Here is a 17332-nt window from a genome sequence, read left to right as displayed (position 1 = left end):
GGTCGTTACTCGTCCGCGGTCGGGACCGGGCCGGTGCCGATGACCGCCCGGACGTGCTTTTCGAACTCCTGGTGGCGCTGGAAGTACGTCTCGTCGATCGCCTCGATGACGGTCGACAGCTCCTGAGGGCCCTCGGGCGTTCGAATGACGCTGTCGCCCTCGAGGCGGTCGATCTCGCTCTTTTCCTTCGGCCAGGTCAGCCGGGAGGTGACGCGGGCGAGCGGTGCGCCCTCGACGGGCGTTCGTTCGCCGAGTTCGACTGCCGGCTCCTCGTCGTCCTCGTCGCTCATAGGCGGCCGTTTGCGTGCCCGTCGATTCAAGCTTTCGTTTCCGGGGGTCAGCGACCTCTCTGTCTCGCGAGATGTGTCTGACGTAGCGTTTTGTGGTGGGAGACCGAACCCATCGGTCATGACAAGCCTGACGGAGGTCTACGACGGGACCGCGCGGGAGGTGGTCGGTCCCCGCCGGCTGTACGCGGGGACGGCGCTCGTCCTGATCGGCGCGCTCCTGGCCGTCGTGGCCGTGATTATGGCGACGACCGACCTCTTGGGCGGATACGCGGCCGTGCTGTCGCCGGGTATTGGGACCCACTACGCGTCCATCCGCCTCGCCGGCGTGCTCGCCGGCCTCGGCGTCCCGATCGCGCTGGTCGGCGTCTTCCTCGTGTTGCCCGCCAGTCGACGCGTCCACGCCGCGGCCGCGATCAGCGTGAGCCTGTGTCTGCTCGGAGTCGTCCTCTTCTGGGGCGCGTACCCCTACGACTGGCGATTCCACGGTGACGATTACACGCTGCAGGTGTCAGCGGTCTACCTGCTCGGGCTCTTTATCGCCCTCTGGAGCCTGTTCACTGCCGTCGTCAACTTCAAGACGCGCAACGACCCCGGCGGCGCCCTCGAGATGAACGTCACCCGCCAGAACAAGACGGTCGTCGAGGTCGCCGAGTCCGAGGACTCGAGCGGACTCGGCGGCATCGGTTTCCTCGGGGGTACCCCCGACGGCGAGGTCGAAACGCAGACGAACGCGGCCGACGACGGAGATACGCTCTCGTTCGACGAGACCGCAGCCGGGACCGGATCGACCCGGCAGTCGTCGAGCGCTGGATCCGGAGCGGGCGGGGCCGCTCGAGCGCGGGCGACCAGCGACGGCGGGACGGCCGCCTCGGACATCACCTCGCCGATGGACGGCGACGGCCGCGACGCGGAGATCGTCGAGTCGCCGACGCCTCAAAACCAGCCCGAGGCGCCGACGGACCGCTACTGCGGCAACTGCGAACACTTCGAGTACGTCCGCTCGTCGGAGGGGATGGTTCCCTACTGCGCCCGTCACGACGCCGCGATGGACAACATGGACGCCTGCGAGGAGTGGGAGCCGAACCGCTGACCGACCGCCTCCGTCGGGCCGCGACGATTCCTTCGTCGAAACACATGTTTTATTTTCAAACGCGAGTATCCCCAACCAATGGCTTTCAACGTAGGTAACACGGTGAGCGAAGCGGTCGATCGGTTGACGACGAGTGCAGCCGCGGTACTGATCGCCGCGCTGACGCTCGTCGGCGTCGCCCAGACGGCCGCACTCCAAGATATCCTTCGCGGGTTCCTCGAGTGGACGATAGAGATGCTGAACGATCCCGAAGTCAGCGGGGAACTGAGCGCGTCGGAGATCGAAACGGCCGAGGAGCAGATCAACGGGTACATCGCCGACCTCCCGCTCGCGCTGGGCTTGAGTCCCGGCGCCGCGGCGGTGCTCTGGCTGGTCGCGTTCGTGGTCTCACTGGCGGTCGTCGCAATCGCTATCGACGCCTTCGGGGACGAGCGAGATAGCCTCGGCGGCATCCCGACCGACGGTCTCGGACGGACGACCCTCCACCTGTTGCTCGGCTGGATCGCGTACAGTATCCTGGTCGCGATCGGGTTCCTCCTGGTCGTGGTCCCGGGGCTGCTGGTGGCGTTTCTCCTCATGTTCTTCGTGGCCGCGATCGTGATTGACGACGAGTCGTTCGTCGGCGCGTTCGGGTCGTCGTACAGCGTCGTCCGCGGTAATCTCCTCGGCACGTTCGCGATCGGCGTGCTCGGTATCGTCGCGTTCGGCGTCTGCTGGTTCGTCGGAAGGACTTTCGCCGGCATCCTCCCGGGCGCTCCGGGCGCGATCACCGCCGACCTGGTCACCGCCGTCGGTCAGGTGTTCGTTCTGGCCCTCCTTACCCGAACGTACGTCAACGCGACCGCCGACGACACCGCCGATCCGGTCAGTAGCGGTTCCGGGTGGGCGGCAGAAACCGAATCGGAGTCCCGACGCGGGACGCGCTAGAAGCCGAACAGCTGCTGGCTCATCTCGAGGCCCCATCGCGGGAACTGGAAGACGAGCACCGCGACCAGCGCCAGTTCGAGAACCGTCACGGCCACCGTCATCCCGTCCGCGTACTTGCTGCTGACCGCGACGCCGACGGGCAGGCCGAACTCCTCCTTCCAGAGCGGGTAGAACAGCGCGATGCCGCGCTTGCTGCCCGCGACGTCGAGGACGTAGTGGGTCAACACGCCGAGCCAGACGTACTCGAGGTTCCCGAAGACGTAGGGGAAGGCGACGAAGCCGAGCAGCACCGGCAGATTGTGCAGCGTCTTCCGGTGTTTCCCGAACGCGGTGTCGACGTCCGGAAACAGCGCCCCCAGCGTCACCGGCACGCCGATCATAACGATCGTCCGGAACGTCTCGAGATCCCCCGCCGGCTCGAGGATGTACCCCAGCCCCAGACTCAGAAGTATCGCGTTGAGAACGTGTCCCTTCTTGTTCATCCACCTGCCACTGGGGAAGCGACCGCCGAATAGTTTACTCTCGAGGACTGTCTTTTGCCCGTTCTATCGGGTTCGAACGCAGGCTCGGCAGTCGTAACTGGGTTGATTCTCGACAGCAGAAGGTCGCATCCCGCGGTTGTCAGGCGTCGCGGGTCTCGAGCGCCTCGAGGAGGTCCTCGAGCGCCCGATCGACGGTCTTCGCTCGCACGTCCGCGCGGTCGCCGTCGAAGACGTACCGCGAGACCGAGGCGAAGGAAGACTCGCTGCCCCACGGGCCGGCGTAGGCGATGCCGATGTAGACGGTGCCGACTGGATTCTCCTCGGTGCCCCCGGTCGGACCCGCGATACCGGTCGTCGCGATCCCCCACGTGACGTCGGTGACGTCGCGGACGCCGCGGGCCATCTCGCGGGCGACGGGTTCCGAGACGGCGCCGTGTTCGTCCAACGCCTCGCGGCTGACGCCCAGGTGGCGGCGCTTGGCGTCGTACGCGTAGGTCGTCAGCCCCGAATCGAAGTAGTCGCTGGCGCCCGGCACGGCGGTGATCGCGGCGCCGATCAGCCCGCCGGTACAGGACTCGGCGACGGCCAGCGTCTCCTCGCGGTCCCGGAGCGCGTCGGCGATCTCCATCGGCAACTCGCGGTCGATGTCGTCGTTCATCGGTACGCACGTAACGAGCCAACGAGTCGTCAAACCTCCGGACGAATGGTGACGCGATATCTGTTCTATGAAATAGAAAATAATTTGTATTAAGTATTAGAAGAATTGATTGAATTACATGATGGGGCAGTCATCAAGGCGGTCGGTACTTAAAAGTATCGCAGGAAGTACGATTGCGGTCGGCGCACTCGGGACGGCCAGCGCCGACGATCGGGAGGAACCCCAGCGGCAGTTGTACGTTGTTCTGGCTGGGGGAAACGGACTTCGGTCGCATATCGAACGGACCGAGTTCGAGGTGTTGCACGAACTCGGCGGCGGATCGGTGCTCATCGTCGAGGGACCGAGCGATAAGTCCGATGCGCTCCGGACGAGCGCCGTCGTAGACGACATCATTGCGAACGAAACACACGTTGTCGATATCGAACGGTCGGCATCCGAAGGGTCGGCCAGTACTGAACCCCAGCGCGAGAACCAGTGGGACAAACAACTGGTGCGCGCGAGGGCTGCTCACGAGCGGGCGACGGGTGCCGAGACGACGATCGCGATCATCGACACCGGCGTCAGTCACTCCCACCCTGCTCTCGCGTCACGGATCGACGCTGAACGCAGCCGACTCTTCAGATACGGGCGTGTTCACGCTGGGACTGCCGACACGCTCGTCGCCGAGGCGCCGGCAGACTACTACCCGTCGGTCCGGGAAACCACCCAGCACGTCTCCGACGATGTCCACGGCCACGGCACGCACGTCGCCGGGATCGCGGCCACCGGACGAAATGAGACCGGCATTGTTGGCATGGCACCGGACGCGGAACTCGTCTCCCTACGCTCGTTCTTCTTCGAGCGGATTGCGGACATCAACCCGGCGTTCCCGGACGAGACCATCGGTGTTCTGATGGGATCGATTGCGGATATCCTCCTCGCGATCGATTACGCAGCCGAGAACGGCGTCGACGTAATCAATCTCAGCCTCGGACAGACGCTTCCGCCGGACAGTCGAGCATACGCGGCGTATCGGCGCGTGATCCAGCACGCGGTCAAACAGGGTGTTGTCGTCGTCGTCGCCGCGGAGAACTACGGGTGGAATTTGGACGACGAATCCGAGTATGTGCTGCCGGCCGACGTCTCGGGAGCGTCTACCGTCGCTGCGACCGGCCCGACCGATAAGCGGAGCCACTACTCGAACTACGGCGACGGAGCGATCGATGTCGCCGCACCCGGCGGCCGATACGAAACCGTGGCGAAAAGCAAGCGTACGGATTCCGACGCGGTGGCATATCCGAACCCGACGAATGAGGTCCTGTCGACGGTCCCTGCGGACATCTACGGGGGACTGTACGACTACGATTTCGGCACCTCAATGGCGGCACCGCAGGTCGCAGGACTCGCCGCGCTCCTTCTGGAACTCGAGCCAGATCGTCACCCGCGACGGATCCAGCAGGCGATCGCACAGGGGGCGGTCGACCTCTCCGGCGAGTACACCGAGGGACTCGGTGCTGGTCGGATCGACGCACCCAACGCGCTCGATCGGATATCTAACGGACGGTAACCGGTCTTCGCCGCAGAACGAGCGGTACCGACGATCGAGACAAGGGGAAGATCGAACGGACCGGTTGCCCGGAACGGAAAGAATGACGGTCCGCGCCGCCCCTCTCTCGTGCATGGACTACGAGACGCCGCTGTTCTTCCACGTCATGGAGTACGCGAATCGGGCGGCGGGCGACGTCATCGACATGGTCAGCGGCAACCCCGACTGGGAGCCTCCCGAGGCGCTCCGGGAGGGGCTGCGCGACTACGCCGATCTCGAGCCCGACCGGTTCCAGTACGCCCCCAGCGAGGGCCTGCTCGAGCTCCGCGAGGAGATCGCGGCCCGGCGGGGCGTCGACGCCGACCAGATCGTCGTCACGAACGGCGCGGGCGAGGCCAACTACCTCGCGATGGCCCGCGCGCTCGAGCGCGACCGCGGCGACGAAATCGTGCTGACGGACCCGGTCTACCCCTACTATCCGGGGAAGACGACGATGCTCGACGGAACGCAGCGGTTCGTCGCGACGGACGACGAGGGGCGGCTCGATCCGGCCGACGTCCGCGAGGCGGCGAGCGAGGAGACGGCCGCCATCGTAGTTGCCACGCCGAACAATCCGACCGGTGCGGTCTATCCCGAGTCGACGATGGCGGCCCTCGTCGACGTCGCCGAGGAGTACGACGCGATCCTGATCAGCGACGAGGTGTACGACCACTACGACCTCTCGGGCGAGTTCGCGTCCGCGTTGGGCGTCGACTCGAGCCACCGGATCGTCACCAACGCCTTCTCGAAGTCGATGGCGATCACGGGCGTTCGGGTCGGCTACGCCGTCTTCCCGCCGGAGCTCGTCGAGAACGCCAAGACGACTCGGCCCGCCAGTACGTCTGCGGGGCCAGACGCCCCGAGTCTGCGGGCGCGAGCGCGTCGCGACCTTGCCCGACGAGTACACCACGCGTCGTTCTACGTCATGGCCCGTTTCGACGGCTATCCGGGGACGCTCGAGAACGTCGAACGCCTGATCGACGAGGCCGGCGTCGCGGGGATGCCCGGCGAGGCCTTCGGCGACTCGCGGTCCGACTGGCTCCGCTTCGCGCTCGTCACGCCCCGCGTCGAGGAAGCGGCCGAGCGACTCGCGGCGTACTTCGACTGAGGAGCGCGTCGACCGTCGACGATCGAGGGGGACGTCGACCGTCGACCGCTACCGGCCGCAATACAGATACGGGGCGACGCGAGTTGTGTAGTGAGTGATGGCCCTCGAGGTCCTCGTCGCCGCGTTCGTCCTGACCCAGCTCTGTTACGCCGTCGTCAACTGCGGCCTGCTGGCGCTGTTCCTGCGCCGACCCGCGAACGTCGTCGACGAGCGGACGCTCGGACGAGTTCTCGAGGCCAACGGCGGCCGAATCGGTCGCGAAGACGAACAGTCCAGCCGAGTCGCTATCCAGACTGACGGTGGGTCTCCCAAGGACGAACGTGGTTCTCCTGAGCGCAAGCACAGTCTCGGCCCCGATTGTCGGCTCCCGCCCGCACTCCGCCGGCGAATCCACGTCTTCGTGCCGCTGATTCACGGCCGCTGGCGGGGCCTCGAGTCGACGCTCGCGAGCATCGCCGCCCAGAGCTATCCGACGTCGCTGGTTTCGGTCACCGTCGTCTACGAGCCCCGCGAGACGGACGCGCTCGCACTCGAGGGCGCGATCGACGCCGAGCGGCCACCGGGGCTCGAGGTCGAGACCCTCTCACTCGACGCCGCGGCCCGCGCGGTCGAGCAAACGCGGGGCGCTGGCGCGCCTGCGGGCGGCGGTGGCGTCGAGAGCGGGAATCCGCCCGAGAACGGCGAACGCGCGTGGTGGGCCACCGGAACGGGGACGTCGCCGACGGCGGCGACCATGCTGACCGCCGCCTTCGAGTCCCGCTCGGTCGCGGCCGACGACCTCGTCGCCGTCTTCGAGGCCGGAAGCTGGCTGCCGGTCGATGCGTTCGAACTCGCGGTCGCCGGTCTCGAGGAGTACGACGTCGTCCAGACCAAACACACGGTTCGCGACGTCGACGCGGGGATCCTCCCGCTGCTCGACTCGATGGCGACGGCGGCGTGGTCGGATCTGGGCCACCGTTCGAGTACGGGGCCGTACCACCTGCTGGGCTCGGGCTATCTGGCGACCGGGCGCGTCCTCGAGGACGTCACGGCGTGGCGACGCCGGACGGGCGACGACGTCCCGCTCGGCCTGGCCGCCTCCCACCGGGGCAACGCGCTCGGCGTCGTCGATCGGTACGTCCGACTTGACTGCCCCGCTGGGCTCGAGGCGTGGCTCGACCGGAAGCGAGCGTGGACGCGCGACCTGTACCGACGGTTCTTCGCGCGCGGCTGGAGCGGCGTCGACGACCTCCGGTGTTGGTCCGGAACGCTGCTGTTGCAGTCGCTGGCGCTGCTCTCCGTCGTCGGGGTTCCCGCCGCGGCGCTCGTCGCGGTGCTGTCCGCGGGCGGCGCGTCGGTGGCGCTCCCGCTGACGGTGCAGTTGCTCGTCGGCTTCAACGTCATCGTCTGGGCGTACTACTGCCTGCGGGCCTACCGTGCCGCCTGGGACGCGGTTCCGTTCCGCTCGTGGCCCCACGGGATCGCGTACTCGATCCTCGCAAATCCGTTCTCGCAGGCGCTGTACGCGACGCTGTGGGCGGCCCCGATCTGTCTGGGGCTCGTCGACCTCGCTCGCGGCGATGCGTGACTCTCGAGTCGTCGGCTCGAGAGTCCACGGCTTCGCTGGCGACCGATTCCGATCGCGACCCGGACGGGGTCGCTCGAGACCGACGAATACTCGTGACAGGGTAGCGAATCGATCGCTATGAGCGGAATCGACGCCGAGCGGGTCGACGAGGAGGCCGAGACGGCGGACGAGACCGACGACGCCCACACCATCGAGGTGACGCCGACGGACTCCCTCGAGGACGAGGAACGGGAAACCATCGACGTGGAGCCGTCCGACGATCCCGTCGACGGCCCGGACTACGTGCTCTACGGCGGGAAAGGCGGCGTCGGAAAGACGACGATGGCCGCCGCGACCGCGCTGGACAGCGCCCGCGGCGGCACGTCGACGCTGGTCGTCTCGACGGATCCGGCCCACTCGCTGTCGGACACCTTCGAGACCGACGTGCCGGCCGAACCGGGCCGGATCCGCGACGATATCCCCCTCTACGCGGCTGAGATCGACCCCGAGTCCGCGATGGAGGCGGGCGAGGTCGCCTTCCACGGGGGCGCCGGCGGTCCCGACGACGCGGCGAACGCGGACGACGGAACCGCGGGGCCGTTCGGCGGGGGCGACGGCGGCGGCGCGGGTCCCTTCGGCGGGGGCGACGGCGGCGCGGGCGAAATGGGCGGTATGGGCGGGCTCGGCGACCTGCTCGGCGGCGGTGACGGGTCGCCGATGGAGGCGCTGTTCGGCGGCGCGATGCCCGGCGCCGACGAGGCCGCCGCGATGCAACTGCTGCTCGAGTACATGGACGACCCCCGGTTCGAGCGCGTCGTCATCGACACCGCGCCGACGGGCCACACCCTCCGGCTCCTGAAGCTCCCGGAACTGATGGACACCATGATGGGTCGGATGATGAAGATGCGCCAGCGCATCAGCGGCATGCTCGAGGGGATGAAGGGGATGTTCCCCGGCCAAGAAGCGCCCGAGGAGGACGACCTCGGGGACTTAGACGAACTCCGCGAGCGCATCGAGCGCCTGCGAGCGGCCCTGCAGGATCCCGCGCGGACGGACTTCCGGATCGTCATGGTCCCCGAGGAGATGAGCGTCTTCGAGTCCAAGCGCCTGCGCGGGCAACTCGAGGAGTTCCGGATTCCGGTGGGCACGGTCGTCGTCAACCGCGTCATGGAGCCGCTGTCGAACGTCACCGACGACGTTCGGGGCGAGTTCCTCCAGCCGAATCTGGACGATTGCGAGTTCTGCCAGCGCCGGTGGGACGTCCAGCAGGGCGCCCTCGCCGAAGCCCAGGAACTCTTCCGCGGCACCGAGGTGCGGCGCGTCCCGCTGTTCGCCGACGAAGTAAGAGGTGAGGGGATGCTTGAGGTCGTCGCGGCCTGTCTGCGGTGATCGGTGCGTTGATGTAGTGGTTTCAACCGTCTGTCGAATCGCTCACAGTCGGCGTGAAGTCGTTCGTGATATCAAAAATTGCTACCGGAAACGGTACCGGGCATTCTTCCAAAGGAGTTACTAAGGAAAAATATTTAGGCTTCAGTCAGCGAAAAATAGATATGAGTGAGGGAGAGTTTGAATTCCTCTACAGCGTCGATATCGTAGTGGTTTTAGCTCTTACAGCTTCTGCGATCAGTTTATATATGTATTTTTACGAAGGGAGAGATCGCATTGGGCTAGTTATGTCTGTCACAGCGCTTCTTCTAGTTGGTCTCTATATGTACACTATCAGCAATTATTTGGTAGTAACTATAGTAGTCCTCACAGCAATTTCTATGGTTGGCTCTTCGTTGGGGGATTGATTACTAGCAGAGAGCGAATTCCGTAAGGCGCAGTCGAGGACCCCACAACTCGTTCCAAATAGCGAACTCGGACACTATCTACTGACAGTGAAGCCGATCCACTGGCGTTACGCCGACTCGCCGTCGCCCTCCTCTGCGGCGGAGACGACCGTCACCGGCCGGTCGCTCTCGAGGATCACCGCCTGCACGACGCTGCCGAACAGCACCTTCCCAACGGGGGAACGCTCGCCGACGCCGAGGACGATCGCGTCGCTGTCGAGTTCCGCGGCGGCCTCGAGGATCATCTCGGGCGCGTCGCCCGTCGTCTCGTGGATCGCGTACTCGACGTCGGCCGCCTCGAGGACGTCGGCGGCGGTCTCGACGGAGTCGGGCAGCCGTTGAACGTTCCTGAGGTTGTCGGCCATCTCCTCGGCGTACTCGTCGGAGAAGCCGCCGGCCGCCCACTCCGCGTCGGGTGCCGTCACCTCCTCGTGGACGTGGAGGACGTCGACGCGGATCTCCGCGGCGGCCGCCGGCAGGTCACTCACGGCCTCGGCCTGGGCGCGCGCTCGCGATTCGTCGTCGTCGACCGGGAGCAGGACGCGATACATGTGCTACCGTACGTCATCCAGGTTCTAAAGTCGTCCTCCGGTTCGTGCCCGAGCGCCGCCTCCGAACCGTCACTCCCGCATCGCCGGCTCGTCGACCGGCGGCTCGAGGCGAACGGCGTAGGCCAGCAGCCCGGCGGCGAGGGCGGTACCGGCGGCGAGCAGCCACCACGAGGCGCGGTAGCCGACGGCGTCGGCGAGGTAGCCGAACGCGGGCGGGGCGACGACGGAGCCGGCGACCAGGGAGAGCTGGCCGGCGGCGGTCGCGCCGCCCATCTCGTCGGCGGTGACCAGCGTCGCCATGTAGGAGTAGTAGACGCCCGTGTTCCCGAGGACGAAGAACCCCAGTGCTGAGAAGGCGACGGCGGCCGCGACGGGCGTCGCGGTCGCGGCGACGACGACGAACAGGAGGGAACCCGCGAGCGCCTGGACGATCAGGATCGCGCCGATCCGAACGTGAGGTTCGCCGGGGAGAGTGTCGCTCAGCCAGCCGCCGGCGAGGCGGCCGACGCTGCCGAACAGTTGGACGAGCGCGAGGACGCCGCCGCCGCCGACGACCGAGGCGCCGATCGATTCCTCGAGGTACAACACCGTGTAGCCCGTCGTGGTGAACAGCGCCGCGCCGAGGAAGAAGCCGGCCGCGACGAGCACGCGGTAGGGGCGGTTGCGGGACAGCGCCCGGAAGTCCGGATACTCCGCTCGCCCGCCCTCGCCCGCGCCGCGGTAGCAGACGGCGAAGACGCCGGCGACGACGAGGGCGAACCCGGCGGCGATCAGGAAGCCGGCCTGCCAGAAGAGCGCGCCCGCCAGTCCGGTCACGAGGAGGGCGCTGACGCCGCTGCCGGCGGTGACGCCGACCTGTTTGATCCCCAGCGCGAGGTTCTGGCGGCCCGCCGCGATGGCGTCGTAGATCGCCTTGTTCGTCCCCGGAATCGCGGTCGCGTACGTCGAGCCGAGGAAAAACGCCGCCGCGAGCAACAGCGCGTACGTCGGTGCGCCGGCGACCAGCATGGCGCCAATTCCAAGACCGACGAGGCCGACGACCAGCGTTCGTCCCTCGCCGAAGCGGTCGATGACCGCCCCGACCGGCAGGAGCCAGATCGCGTAGCCCAGGGTGAGCGCCGTCACGACGAGGCCGACGGCGAACCGGGAGAGGCCGAACTCGTCGCGGAAGAACGGCGTCGCCGCGAAGACCGTGTAGTAACAGACGCTCGCCGACACCTGCCACAGCGTCACGAGCGAGACCGTCCGCCAGTACGACCGGTCCATCGGACGTCACGGCCTTTCCCGAGGACGCGCTTGACTGTCCCGGTAGCGGAGACGGGTTCCGGGTCACACCAACCGCGCGCTCGTCGTCGACGTTACTCGCGTGACGTGTCGTTACTCGCCTTCCTCGTCGCCGTCCCACTCGCCGCCGACGCGGTCGACGCCCATCATTTGCTCTCCGGGATGTTCGGTGAAGACGACCTTCGCGTTCGATTCGGGGACGTCGAACGTCTCGCAGACGTACGCCATCGCCTCGAGCGCGAACGCGCGCTTGCGCTCGAACGGTCGACCGCGCCGGATCTCGGCGTCGAGGAAGACGATCGGTCCGTCGACCGCGCGCCCGAGGTGGAGGTCGGCCGGATCGCGCTCGCGGATCGTCACCGCGACGTGGCCCGCCGTCGTCTCCATCTCCGTCGTGTAGAGGTCCGTCACCCGGTCGGCCAGCGCCGTCTTTTCCTCGGCCGACGGCGACAGCGTCGTATCGAACTGTAAGAGTGGCACACCTCGAGTACAGCGCCCGGGGAGTTGGAGATTTCGCCGCTCCCTGCCGGAAGCGACGAGCGAGAGGCGAGCGGCAGTGCGGCAACGGCGCGCGACTGCGTGGAGTCCGTGATCGACCGAACGCGCGGCGACCCGACGCGGAGTAACCGAGCGCGGTTCCGACGTAGTGCCGATCACAGGAATACAACTCCAACCGTGTTGACTACCGCTCGAATACACTATCTTGTTTCCGTGATATTCTTCAACAGATGGTTGAATCGGTACCGTTTACACCCTCTACCTGGAACCGCTAGAAAAATGGTGCGGAACTCTCGGAAAACGGTTCAAAAGTTCATCCGCGTGCTCTGGGTGTCGCTGTGGAAACTCAACGCCCAGACGAAAGCGTACCTCACGCTCGACGCACCGCTGATCCTCGAGGACATGGACGGCGTCTCCGAGGAGGAGAAACGCCTCGCGCGGCGGGTCTTTCCGGACGGGGGCCGCGATCCGGGCGACGGTACTACGGCCGAGGACCGGACCGCCGAAGGCGGTCCCGGAAGCGGCGACGATCCCGGCGGTAGCGGCGGCGACCGGGGCGACGACGGGAGCTCGCCGTTCGACGTCGGCGGGACGTACGATCTGCGCCAGCGGATCGGGTTCGTCCTCGGGCCGCTCCTGTTCGCCCTGATCTTCCTCTCGCCGACGCCCGACGGCCTGTCGGCCGCTGGGAAGGCCGTCGCCGCGGTCACCGCGTGGGTCGCCGTCTGGTGGATGTCCGAGGCGATCCCGATCCCGGCGACCTCGCTGTTGCCGATCGTCCTCTTTCCGCTGACCGGCGCGCTCCCGGTCGCGGACACGACGCCGTCCTACGGTCACCCGCTGATCTTCCTCTTCATGGGCGGGTTCTTCCTCGCGATGGCGATGCAGCGGTGGGGGCTCCACCGCCGGATCGCCCTGCGGACGATCAAGGCCGTCGGCACCGAGCCCTCGCGGCTCATTCTCGGGTTCATGCTCGCGACCGCGTTCCTCTCGATGTGGGTCTCGAACAGCGCGACCGTCATGATGATGGTCCCCATCGCGCTGGCGGTTATCTACCAGACCGCCGATCTGGTCGACGAAACCGGGCTCGACGTCGACACGAGCGAGGGCAACTTCTCCTTCGGCATCGCCCTGATGCTCTGTATCGCCTACGGCGCGTCCGTCGGCGGCGTCTCGACGCTGATCGGCACGCCGCCGAACGTGCTCTTCGCGGGCCAAGCCGACGCGCTCTTCGATCAGTCGGTTTCCTTCGCCGAGTGGATGCTCTACGGCGTCCCCATCTCGATCGTCGGCCTCGTCGCCGTCTACGCCTACGTCACCCGCGCGGTGTCGCCGCAGTTCGATGAACTCCCCGCCGGCGCGGACACGATCGATCGGGAACTCGAGAAACTCGGACCGATGAACAGGCAGGAGAAACTGGTCGCGATCGTCTTCGCCGGGATGGCCGTAAGCTGGATCGGAGCCAGCCTGATCGAGCCGCTCTTCGACGTCGCGCCCCCGGAGGACGCCGACACCATCGTGGCGATCGGCGGCGCGATGGTCCTGTTTACGCTGCCGACGACGACGGTCGAGGGCGATCGCACCTTCCTGCTCGACTGGACGAACGCCGTCGACATCCCGTGGGGGGTCATTCTCCTGTTCGGCGGCGGACTCGCGATCGCCTCCGGCTTCGGCGACACCGGCCTCGCGGCCTGGATCGGCGAACAGCTCCAGGCCCTCGAGGGCGTCTCGATGATCGTCGTCCTGTTCGCCGTCGTCTCCATGACGATCTTCCTGACGGAGGTCACCTCGAACACGGCGACGACGGCGATGCTGATGCCCATTCTGGCCGGCGTCGCGGTCGGCATCGGCGTCCATCCCTACGGGCTGATGATCGCCGGGGCGACCGCCGCGTCGTTCGCGTTCATGCTGCCCGTCGCGACCCCGCCGAACGCGATCGTCTTCGGCAGCGGCTACATCTCGCTGCCCCAGATGGCCCGCATCGGCGCCGGACTCAACGTCATCGGCATCGCGTTGATCACGCTCGTCGCCTTCGCGTGGCTGCCGATCGCCTGGGGGATCGACATCACGACGTTGCCGACCGAGTTCGTCGAGGCCTGGGAGGCCTGAGACGCAATCGGATTTCCATTGGTAACCGGATTCCGAGCGGTTGGGAACCGGGTGTGAGGTTCATACTGTCGGCGGCAGTTCGTTCGTGTGAGACGGTATGCCAGGCCGCGAGTTCACACAGCAGGAGCGGGCCCGAGGGATCCTCGAGGCGCTCGCAGAGACGAGTCAAGCGACGACCACCGAACTAGCGACGGCCCTCGAGACGCATCCGCTCACCGTCGAGCGCCACTGCCGGGCGCTCCAGCGGGCCGGATACGTCCGTCGCTGTACCGGCGGTGCGTACGCGCTCGTCGAGGCCGACCTCGACTCGAGCGCGCCGACGCCCGACGACGCGACCGTCGGCCGGCAGCGGTCGACGAACCCCGCCGACTGATCGGACACCCTCGAGCGGCGAGCGACGTCCCATAGCTCATCGCACAACCCCGTGGCATCCAGTCGCTCACCGACCGTACTCGATTCCCGCGTCTCGCCGCTCGAACGGGCGTCCGTCGCGCGGTCGAGTTCCGCTCGCCGTGGCTGGCTGCCGGCTCACCCGGTACGTCGATTCTCCCCGACTCGCACGCACATATTCGGTCGACCGGTCTGTTTCGTCGATACCGTTCGAATCTCAACACATTTATCGACAAATTGAACGGCGCAGTTTCGAGAATTGTTGGTGAGAATATCATTTAACACTGATGACGTGATGGCCCCGCACGAGGCGATACTCGAATGGGGGACACGGACACGACCGACGCGATCAGGGAGATCGACCTGGTCTTCGAGTGGCGGCGGCTCTGCCACGCCTGCGGGGAACGGAAGCGGTTTACTAGACTGATCTGCGACGACTGTCGCGAGCGCTACAACGTGTGACTACCGCGGGCGCGGTGGTCCACAGCACCCTACCTACGCTCCGACGACTCGATTTTCTCTAGACCCTGCCGCCCTCCATACGTCGGAGTTGTTCACAGTTTGGGCACCGAGGAGAGCCATCAATCCGAGTGAATTTCCGCTCCCCACAGTCAGAACAGCTACCATCAGGATACCGAACCATACTGGATTGTGATCAGAAAGACTGTATAAGTCTTCTGTTGACACCCCTCCCGCGCTGAAGCAGGAGGATACCCACGTGGAGCGGGTTAGACTCGTATCTACCCGTCGAATCGCTACTGACTGTGTCTCGGATAGTTATTCAGGTACTGTTACACTTATCAAATCAGTTCGTCACTCCGAGTGGGGTCGTGTCGCCATCCGGCAGATGCACCCCCGTCCGCAAAAGCGCAGTCGCAGTTGTTCAGTTGTAGCGGGAGAAGAACGTTCTCGCCGTTTCTCGACGGGGTGAGGGGCTCCGTCGATCGCACGGACGCCGTCACAACTGAACTCGAGTACCGAGCGTTTCAAACCAGTTTTCGGAGGAGTTTGTAGCCCGCGTCGCGCAGCGGGTCCGGCAGGAATCGCGCGTAGACGCCGTACTGAGCCAGCGGTCCGACCGGATACCGCGCGGGCGGTTCGGACGTCGTGGCGGACTCGAGGATCGCCGCGGCGACGTCTTCGGGGCTGGAGGCGAAGGGGCCGCCGTTCCCGCCGCCGATCAGTTGCATCTCGCCGTAGATCTCGTACAGCGACTCGTAGGCGGGCGTCCGCTCCGATTCGGGCAGTTCATCGTCGACGCGGTCGCTGAAGTTCGTGTCGACCGGACCGGGCTCGATCACGGTGACGTCGATGCCGAACTCCTCGACCTCCGCCCGCAGGGAGTCGCTCATCGCCTCGAGGGCGTGTTTCGACCCCGAGTAGGCGCCCGAACCGGGGAACGAGACCCGGCCGACGACGCTCGAGACGTTGATGATTCGGCCGGCGCCCTGGGCGCGCATGTGAGGGAGGGCGGCGCGGGCGAGCCGGTGGGGGCCGTAGACGTTGACGTCGAACTGGCGGTGGAGATCCGACGTCGCGACGTCTTCTATCGGCCCCATCTGGGCGTAGCCCGCGTTGTTGACCAGACAGTCGATCGCGCCGGCGACGTCGACGACCCGCTCGACCGCCCGCGCGACCTGGTCGGGATCGGTGACGTCCAACGCGAAGGTCGTACAGCCCGCGTCCTCGAGGTCCGCGATGTCCTCGGGATCGCGCGCGGTCGCGAACACCTGCCAGTCCTCGCGCAGGAACGCGGCCGCGGTGGCGCGCCCGATGCCGGACGAACAGCCGGTGATCAGGACGGACTTCTTGCGGGTGTAGCGGTCGTCCTCGTCGCCGACGGGTTCGCCGCCGTCCCGTGCCGTCTCGCGATCCTCCTCGACGACGGTGCCTTCCGGCCCGTCCTCGTCGGTTCCCTCGACGTCCTCAGCGGTGGCCATACGCGACAGGTTCGAGAGCCGATACCTAAGTAGCGACGGTTTGTCGCGCTGATCGTACTGTTCGATCGAGACGAAAACCCCGAATTCGTTCCGAGCGCTGACTGTCACGGAATCGCACCGAGAACTATTCACTCCCGTGGCGTGAAGTAACACACATGACCGGCGCGACGACGGAACGCCCGATACTGGTCGCGGTCGCGAATCCCGAGCACGCCGCCCAGTTAGTCCGGACGGCCGGCGACCTCGCTCGAGCGAGCGGGAGCGCGGTCCGGATCGTCTCGATCGTCGTCAAGTCCCGCGACTCGCCCTTCGCCGTCTACTCGGACGAGGCGATCATCGAACGGTACTCGGGGCGCAGTCGGGATATCGTCGACCGCGCGGTCGACGTCGCGCCCGACGACGTCGCCGTCTCCGGCGAACTGGTCGTCAGCCAATCCGTCGCGGACGGGATCCTCACGGCGGTCGAACGGACCGATCCGCGGGCGCTCGTCGTCGGCTGGGAGGACCGGACGCGTCGCACGAACGCCGTCCTCGGGACGACGGTCGATCGCCTCCTCGAGCGGGCCCCCTGTGACCTCTACGTCGAGCGCATCGGCAGCGAAGCCGACGGCGTCGACTCGATCCTGGTCCCGGTCGCGGGCGGTCCGCACGTCGGTCCGGCGGTCGGCGTGGCGAAAGCGATCGCTTCGCGCAACGACGCGACCGTGGTCCTCCGGTCGGTCGTCGATTCCGACACCGACCCGGCCGCGGCGCGCGAGTTCCTCGCGGACGCGGCGGCGTCCCTCGAGGCGGCGCCGGGTCCGAGCGTTCGGACGGAGTCGCTGGTCGACGAGGGCGACGACGTCGCCGAGCGACTGGTCGAGATCACGGCCGACTACGACGTGCTCGTATTCGGCGCGACGCGCCAGGGGGCGATTCACCGCCGCCTCGTCGGGTCGATCCCGCGGACGGTGGCGCGTCGGACCGACCGAACGATGATCCTCGCCCGCGACGGCGAAACCGTCGGCGGGCCGATCCGCCGCCGGATTCGGCGGCTCCTGCCGACGGCGTAGCGACGCGAATC

General features: G+C 66.8%; 18 protein-coding genes. 11 read left to right on the top strand and 7 right to left on the bottom strand.

Annotated elements, in window-relative coordinates; all coding sequences use genetic code 11:
• Nucleotides 1–5: 5 nt before the first annotated feature.
• Complete coding sequence (locus HTZ84_RS02610) at nt 6–290, bottom strand: DUF5789 family protein (RefSeq protein ID WP_174679258.1); 285 nt, start codon at nt 288–290, stop codon at nt 6–8.
• A gap of 118 nt (nt 291–408) precedes the next feature.
• Here HTZ84_RS02610 and HTZ84_RS02605 point away from each other — a divergent pair, with 118 nt between their 5' ends.
• Both HTZ84_RS02605 and HTZ84_RS02600 read left to right on the top strand, forming a co-directional pair.
• Nucleotides 409–1380: a DUF7139 domain-containing protein gene (locus HTZ84_RS02605; protein WP_174679257.1), complete on the top strand. Its 972-nt coding sequence runs from the start codon at nt 409–411 to the stop codon at nt 1378–1380.
• 78 nt (nt 1381–1458) lie between these two features.
• Nucleotides 1459–2307, top strand: a complete 849-nt coding sequence (locus HTZ84_RS02600) for a DUF7847 domain-containing protein (RefSeq protein WP_174679256.1) — start codon at nt 1459–1461, stop codon at nt 2305–2307.
• Here the strand turns inward: HTZ84_RS02600 and HTZ84_RS02595 are convergent.
• Together HTZ84_RS02595 and HTZ84_RS02590 are read right to left on the bottom strand one after the other, a co-directional pair.
• Entirely contained in the window at nt 2304–2789 is a 486-nt protein-coding gene (locus HTZ84_RS02595) for a metal-dependent hydrolase (RefSeq protein WP_174679255.1), read from the bottom strand. The genes HTZ84_RS02600 and HTZ84_RS02595 overlap by 4 nt on opposite strands.
• A 139-nt stretch (nt 2790–2928) precedes the next feature.
• Entirely contained in the window at nt 2929–3447 is a 519-nt protein-coding gene (locus tag HTZ84_RS02590; RefSeq protein ID WP_174679254.1) for a CinA family protein, read from the bottom strand.
• Between the two features lie 298 nt (nt 3448–3745).
• Between HTZ84_RS02590 and HTZ84_RS02585 the strand changes: the two genes are divergently transcribed.
• From HTZ84_RS02585 to HTZ84_RS02565, 5 genes are all read left to right on the top strand, one after another.
• A complete protein-coding gene (locus HTZ84_RS02585) occupies nt 3746–4993 on the top strand; it encodes a S8 family peptidase (protein ID WP_174679253.1) in 1248 nt (415 codons plus the stop codon).
• Between the two features lie 112 nt (nt 4994–5105).
• Nucleotides 5106–6119, top strand: coding sequence for a pyridoxal phosphate-dependent aminotransferase (locus HTZ84_RS02580; RefSeq protein ID WP_174679252.1), 1014 nt, complete (start codon nt 5106–5108; stop codon nt 6117–6119).
• A 97-nt stretch (nt 6120–6216) separates the two neighbouring features.
• Entirely contained in the window at nt 6217–7686 is a 1470-nt protein-coding gene (locus HTZ84_RS02575) for a glycosyltransferase family 2 protein (RefSeq protein WP_174679251.1), read from the top strand.
• A gap of 117 nt (nt 7687–7803) precedes the next feature.
• On the top strand, nt 7804–9054 hold the full coding sequence (locus HTZ84_RS02570; RefSeq protein ID WP_174679250.1) for an ArsA family ATPase: 1251 nt from the start codon (nt 7804–7806) through the stop codon (nt 9052–9054).
• Nucleotides 9055–9215: 161 nt separating this feature from the next.
• Entirely contained in the window at nt 9216–9458 is a 243-nt protein-coding gene (locus tag HTZ84_RS02565) for a hypothetical protein (protein ID WP_174679249.1), read from the top strand.
• A 107-nt stretch (nt 9459–9565) separates the two neighbouring features.
• Here HTZ84_RS02565 and HTZ84_RS02560 read toward each other — a convergent pair whose 3' ends face one another.
• From HTZ84_RS02560 to HTZ84_RS02550, 3 genes are all read right to left on the bottom strand, one after another.
• The gene (locus tag HTZ84_RS02560; RefSeq protein WP_174679248.1) at nt 9566–10048 is read right to left on the bottom strand and encodes a universal stress protein; all 483 of its coding nucleotides are present in this window, start codon (nt 10046–10048) and stop codon (nt 9566–9568) included.
• Nucleotides 10049–10117: 69 nt separating this feature from the next.
• Nucleotides 10118–11314 carry an MFS transporter gene (locus HTZ84_RS02555; protein ID WP_174679247.1) on the bottom strand — a complete coding sequence of 399 codons (1197 nt, stop codon included), beginning with the start codon at nt 11312–11314 and terminating at the stop codon, nt 10118–10120.
• A 111-nt stretch (nt 11315–11425) separates the two neighbouring features.
• Entirely contained in the window at nt 11426–11812 is a 387-nt protein-coding gene (locus tag HTZ84_RS02550) for a tautomerase family protein (RefSeq protein ID WP_174679246.1), read from the bottom strand.
• A gap of 297 nt (nt 11813–12109) precedes the next feature.
• Here HTZ84_RS02550 and HTZ84_RS02545 point away from each other — a divergent pair, with 297 nt between their 5' ends.
• From HTZ84_RS02545 to HTZ84_RS02535, 3 genes are all read left to right on the top strand, one after another.
• Nucleotides 12110–13939, top strand: a complete 1830-nt coding sequence (locus tag HTZ84_RS02545) for an SLC13 family permease (protein WP_174679245.1) — start codon at nt 12110–12112, stop codon at nt 13937–13939.
• A gap of 97 nt (nt 13940–14036) precedes the next feature.
• A complete protein-coding gene (locus HTZ84_RS02540; RefSeq protein ID WP_174679244.1) occupies nt 14037–14312 on the top strand; it encodes a helix-turn-helix domain-containing protein in 276 nt (91 codons plus the stop codon).
• Between the two features lie 338 nt (nt 14313–14650).
• Entirely contained in the window at nt 14651–14791 is a 141-nt protein-coding gene (locus tag HTZ84_RS02535) for a hypothetical protein (protein ID WP_174679243.1), read from the top strand.
• Nucleotides 14792–15315: 524 nt separating this feature from the next.
• Here the strand turns inward: HTZ84_RS02535 and HTZ84_RS02530 are convergent.
• Nucleotides 15316–16269 (bottom strand): SDR family oxidoreductase, encoded by a 954-nt coding sequence (locus tag HTZ84_RS02530; RefSeq protein ID WP_174679242.1) that lies wholly within the window; start codon nt 16267–16269, stop codon nt 15316–15318.
• 155 nt (nt 16270–16424) lie between these two features.
• Between HTZ84_RS02530 and HTZ84_RS02525 the strand changes: the two genes are divergently transcribed.
• Nucleotides 16425–17321 carry a universal stress protein gene (locus HTZ84_RS02525; protein WP_174679241.1) on the top strand — a complete coding sequence of 299 codons (897 nt, stop codon included), beginning with the start codon at nt 16425–16427 and terminating at the stop codon, nt 17319–17321.
• Nucleotides 17322–17332: the final 11 nt, after the last annotated feature.

This window comes from Haloterrigena gelatinilytica (genome assembly GCF_013342145.1).
Lineage (GTDB): Archaea > Halobacteriota > Halobacteria > Halobacteriales > Natrialbaceae > Haloterrigena > Haloterrigena gelatinilytica.
The sequence above is the reverse complement of the archived record's forward strand: the minus strand, read 5'-3'. Positions and strand labels throughout refer to the sequence as shown.

Excerpts from the sequence above, each read along its gene's own strand:
- HTZ84_RS02610 (WP_174679258.1), bottom strand. The coding sequence starts at position 290 with ATGAGCGACGAGGACGACGAGGAGCCGGCAGTCGAACTCGGCGAACGA.
- HTZ84_RS02605 (WP_174679257.1), top strand. The coding sequence starts at position 409 with ATGACAAGCCTGACGGAGGTCTACGACGGGACCGCGCGGGAGGTGGTC.
- HTZ84_RS02600 (WP_174679256.1), top strand. The coding sequence starts at position 1,459 with ATGGCTTTCAACGTAGGTAACACGGTGAGCGAAGCGGTCGATCGGTTG.
- HTZ84_RS02595 (WP_174679255.1), bottom strand. The coding sequence starts at position 2,789 with ATGAACAAGAAGGGACACGTTCTCAACGCGATACTTCTGAGTCTGGGG.
- HTZ84_RS02590 (WP_174679254.1), bottom strand. The coding sequence starts at position 3,447 with ATGAACGACGACATCGACCGCGAGTTGCCGATGGAGATCGCCGACGCG.
- HTZ84_RS02580 (WP_174679252.1), top strand. The coding sequence starts at position 5,106 with ATGGACTACGAGACGCCGCTGTTCTTCCACGTCATGGAGTACGCGAAT.
- HTZ84_RS02575 (WP_174679251.1), top strand. The coding sequence starts at position 6,217 with ATGGCCCTCGAGGTCCTCGTCGCCGCGTTCGTCCTGACCCAGCTCTGT.
- HTZ84_RS02570 (WP_174679250.1), top strand. The coding sequence starts at position 7,804 with ATGAGCGGAATCGACGCCGAGCGGGTCGACGAGGAGGCCGAGACGGCG.
- HTZ84_RS02565 (WP_174679249.1), top strand. The coding sequence starts at position 9,216 with ATGAGTGAGGGAGAGTTTGAATTCCTCTACAGCGTCGATATCGTAGTG.
- HTZ84_RS02560 (WP_174679248.1), bottom strand. The coding sequence starts at position 10,048 with ATGTATCGCGTCCTGCTCCCGGTCGACGACGACGAATCGCGAGCGCGC.
- HTZ84_RS02555 (WP_174679247.1), bottom strand. The coding sequence starts at position 11,314 with ATGGACCGGTCGTACTGGCGGACGGTCTCGCTCGTGACGCTGTGGCAG.
- HTZ84_RS02545 (WP_174679245.1), top strand. The coding sequence starts at position 12,110 with ATGGTGCGGAACTCTCGGAAAACGGTTCAAAAGTTCATCCGCGTGCTC.
- HTZ84_RS02540 (WP_174679244.1), top strand. The coding sequence starts at position 14,037 with ATGCCAGGCCGCGAGTTCACACAGCAGGAGCGGGCCCGAGGGATCCTC.
- HTZ84_RS02535 (WP_174679243.1), top strand. The coding sequence starts at position 14,651 with ATGGGGGACACGGACACGACCGACGCGATCAGGGAGATCGACCTGGTC.
- HTZ84_RS02530 (WP_174679242.1), bottom strand. The coding sequence starts at position 16,269 with ATGGCCACCGCTGAGGACGTCGAGGGAACCGACGAGGACGGGCCGGAA.
- HTZ84_RS02525 (WP_174679241.1), top strand. The coding sequence starts at position 16,425 with ATGACCGGCGCGACGACGGAACGCCCGATACTGGTCGCGGTCGCGAAT.